At 48.6% G+C, this 3991-nt stretch carries 3 protein-coding genes; 2 read left to right on the top strand and 1 reads right to left on the bottom strand.

Going from position 1 to position 3991, the window contains the following annotated elements; all coding sequences use genetic code 11:
* Window positions 1–230 precede the first annotated feature (230 nt).
* Entirely contained in the window at window positions 231–1391 is a 1161-nt protein-coding gene (gene dinB / locus LDL35_RS14840; RefSeq protein ID WP_304023878.1) for a DNA polymerase IV, read from the bottom strand.
* 397 nt (window positions 1392–1788) lie between these two features.
* On the opposite strand from dinB, the gene LDL35_RS14835 reads away from it, so the two are divergent.
* The gene (locus tag LDL35_RS14835) at window positions 1789–2145 is read left to right on the top strand and encodes a hypothetical protein (protein WP_304023875.1); all 357 of its coding nucleotides are present in this window, start codon (window positions 1789–1791) and stop codon (window positions 2143–2145) included.
* 50 nt (window positions 2146–2195) lie between these two features.
* Window positions 2196–3991 (top strand): acetate--CoA ligase family protein (locus LDL35_RS14830; RefSeq protein ID WP_304023873.1); only part of this gene is annotated, 1796 nt, incomplete at its 3' end.

Below are 3991 nucleotides of genomic sequence, written 5' to 3'. Positions count from 1 at the left end.
GATCGCTCCCTGCCGCCAGTAATTCGTCAATACCCCGGCCGATCTGACCTGCAGCAGAACGGAGCCTGGTTTCTGGATCTTCCTGTTGGTCTGCAGAAGATGGTTCAGGAGCTGCATCCTCAACCCATCTTCCCTTATCGAAATGTCCCCCTGACTCTCCCATACTACTATGTCTCTTTAGTAAATTTATCAATCCTTGTGTGAGCACATGCTCTTTTCCTGTCGGGAGGTTAAAAATCAGACAGCGACCTCTGAACCGGATCAGGATGAACAAGTCCGGAAAATCTCACTCCAATAAGCCGTACCGGGGTCATATCCCACATATCTGCAAAAAGCCCGTCTATTGCGTTTTCAATCACCCTGACCTCACGGGTTGGCTGCATCAGGGTTACTGATTTTGTTCTCGTGATAAACCCGGTATACCGGATCCTGATTCCAATGGTGCGCGAGTATATATTCTGTTCCTCAAGTTCCTGGCATAAGGAGAGAATCATTGTATGCATTGAACCCAGGATCTCATCCGGCGATGTAGAATCCCGTAAAAAGGTATGTTCACGGCTGATTGATCTCCTTTTTCCTGATTTCCGAAGGCCTTCGCGATCCTGACCAGTGGCAATCTGATAAAGCCTGACGGCATGTGAACCGAACATATCCTGTAATGTCTGGATATCGCACCGGGCAATATCACCAATAGTCTGTATTCCGGCATTGATCAGGACCTGCGCAGATTTTTTCCCTATCCCGGGAATTGATTGCACGGGAAGCGGGTTTAAGAATGACTCGAGAGCATCAGGAGATACAACCGTACGCCCGTCCGGTTTCTGCTGTTCGGATGCCATCTTTGCATAGATGCGTGAAGGGGCAATTCCGACAGAGCAGGTCAGGCCGACCTGGCTTTTTATCACCTGCTTTATCGTTGCTGCATGGTGTGCAGCCAGTTCATATGACCGGTCACACGTGAGATCAAGATACGCTTCATCAATTGAAACCTGCTCAATCTCTCCGGCTATCCCCCGCAGTATCTGCATAATTATTGCTGAAACCTGCGCATACGTAGCCATACGGGGAGGGATAAAGATGGCATGAGGGCAGAGGTGATAGGCCTGTGATATCGGCATAGCGGAGTGGATACCAAATGCCCGTGCTTCATAGGAACAGGTGCTTACTACCCCGCGACCTCTCCCCTGCATGGGATCTGCACCGATGACTACCGGTTTTCCGGAGAGATCAGGATTGTCCCGGATCTCCACCGAGGCATAAAAAGAGTCCATGTCAAGATGCAGAATGATCTGTTCGGCCATCATCTCCGGGTGTATTCGTATCAGGTTCTCATCCATCATGTTTGAGCCTTTGTATACCTGCCAGGAAGGCCTTCCGCGAAAGTGAAGCACATTTTTTCAGAGGCCATACCAGACACCATTAGAAAAATTACGACCGTAAAAACTCCCATTCAAAATCATGAAACAGACGAATTTCACTTTCACCCTGTTTCATTAAACTTCAAATACCCCTGGACATGACCTGTATAGTGTGCAGAAACACACCGGAGCAGTACCCCTGAAACATAACCCCCCAAACCCCCCACATGCCGGATCTCCGCACCCGGTATACACCTGCTCCGGAAGCCACAGCTGCACACACCTATACCCAATATATCCCTATCCTTTAACCCCCCACTTTTGGTTTTTTATAAATTGTATCAAAGACGAATGCTCATGACCTTATATGACCCACATATGAGAGAACACTCACCGCCCAGCCGGGCAATAATTTTGATATGAGGAAAATATGACTGAAATCAATGGTTCCGGATGCACACCGGATAAATGTCAGGGTTGTACAGGTTGTGGAGGAGACGTAATTGAAAAGATCACCCTCCGGGTTGAATGGAAACATAAAGGTGTAACTCCTGAAGACCCTGAAGTTATCTCAACGATATTACATGACCTGTCCGCCGAACTCATGGTCTCCGGTGTGGAGCTGATTTATATCAATAATACCTATGAAGAAAACATTCAGGAGAATTCATCAACATTCTACATAAACGGGCACCTCCTTTCTGATATTGTAGACCTTCCAGAAGGCCCGGTGTCAAAAGAACTCATCCGTAAGGGTATTTTCCAGGCACTTCTCAGGAATCTCTGAGAGATAACCCTTATCTTATTCGTATTCTATAATCACCTTCAGGAAAAACCATGGAGAAAAAACTCCTCCCTGAATTTGAAGGATACCGGATTTTACATGAGCATGGGATATCAATACCGGAGTACTCATTTGTCACTTCCCATGAAGATGCACTAAAGGCTGCAGAGAAACTGGGATATCCGGTTGTTATCAAGGTCGTCTCACCCCAGGTAATTCATAAATCAGATGCAGGGGGAGTGGCCCTGAATCTCTCCTGTCCTGATGCCATTCAAACCGCGCTTTTGCAGATGGACAACCGGGTGAAAACCGCAGTTCCCGATGCAGAGATATCCGGATACATGGTTGTTCAGGAGGTCCCTTCAGGGACTGAGTTTCTCATTGGCGGAAGGATTGATCCATCCTTTGGGAAGATCATCACCGTCGGAATGGGTGGAATCCTGGTAGAATTACTCCATGACTTTTCCATGCGGGTGTTACCGGTCTCACCTGATGAATACCGGGAGATGATCAGGGAGATGAGCGGGTATAAACTCATCACCGGATTTCGGGGGAGAAAACCACTTGATGAAGATGCCCTGGTCGAACTTCTGCAAAAAGCAGGTACGATGTTCTTTGAAGATGACCGTATTATTGAGTTTGATATAAACCCGGTCATACTCTATGAGAAAGGAACATATGCAGTTGATGCACGGATGTACGTGCGGTCAGGGGAAGTGCCTGTAGTACAGGAGCGACCGGTCCTGCCCCCGGTTCCTGATATTCTGCACCCGAAATCAATCGCGGTTGTAGGTGCATCACGAAACCCGGGAAAGGTCGGGTATGCCGTCTTTCGAAACCTCCTGAACTTTAAAGGAAAACTGTATCCGGTCAATCCCCAGGCAGAGGATATCCTTGGTATCCCGGTTTATAAGACCCTCTCTGATATTCCTGAACCTGTCGAGATGGTTGTTGTTGCCATCCCTGCACCAAAGGTTCCTGAGATCATCCATGAGGCCGGATCCAGGGGAGTGAAGGTTGCGGTCATTCTCACCGCAGGTTTTCGAGAGACCGGGGAAGAAGGGAAAAAGATAGAGGACGAGCTGCTTCGTGTTGCACGGGAGACAGGAATCAGGATTGTCGGTCCGAACTGTCTGGGGATTATCATCCCGCCACTGGAACTGAATGCCACCTTTGATGTCCAGTCCCCCCTGTCCGGTCAGATTGGATTTATCTCCCAGAGTGGTGCGATCATCACCACCGTCCTTGACTGGTCCATCTCACGCCGTATCGGATTTTCATCGGTCATCAGTGTCGGAAACCAGAGCGACATGGGATTTATGGAGTATCTGCAGGTTCTGGACCAGGACCCGACCACCTATGCAATAATCCTGTATGTTGAAGAGATCCGTGACGGACGGGAATTTATCCGATATGCTGCAACGATGCGTGGCAGAAAACCGGTCATTGCATTGAAATCCGGTTCATCTGTCCGTGGACAGGAGGCTGCATCGTCACATACCGGATCGCTGGCCGGAAGTTTTGAGACATATATTGCTGCGTTCAGACAGTCAGGTGTAATACCTGCGTATTCATTGAGTGAAGCATTTGATATCGCAAGGCTGGTGGTATCAGAGGGGTACCCACGGGGAAAACGAACGATCATCCTGACCAATGCCGGAGGTTTCGGGGTTCTTGCAGCAGATTATGCAGAAAGCTACGGGCTTGAGATGATCAATCTGCCTGAAGTTGTGTACGATGAGCTAAACAGGCTGCTCCCTGATCTCTGGTCACATAAAAATCCGGTTGACCTGCTTGGTGACAGCAATGCGTCACGGTTTGCCCGTGTCTTTGATATCCTGATAAAATA

Source organism: Methanospirillum hungatei (genome assembly GCF_020216685.1).
Lineage (GTDB): Archaea > Halobacteriota > Methanomicrobia > Methanomicrobiales > Methanospirillaceae > Methanospirillum > Methanospirillum hungatei_B.
This window is presented reverse-complemented; position numbering and strand designations above follow the sequence as displayed.

Coding starts and splice junctions, on each gene's coding strand:
- LDL35_RS14835 (WP_304023875.1), top strand. CDS start 1,789: ATGACTGAAATCAATGGTTCCGGATGCACACCGGATAAATGTCAGGGT.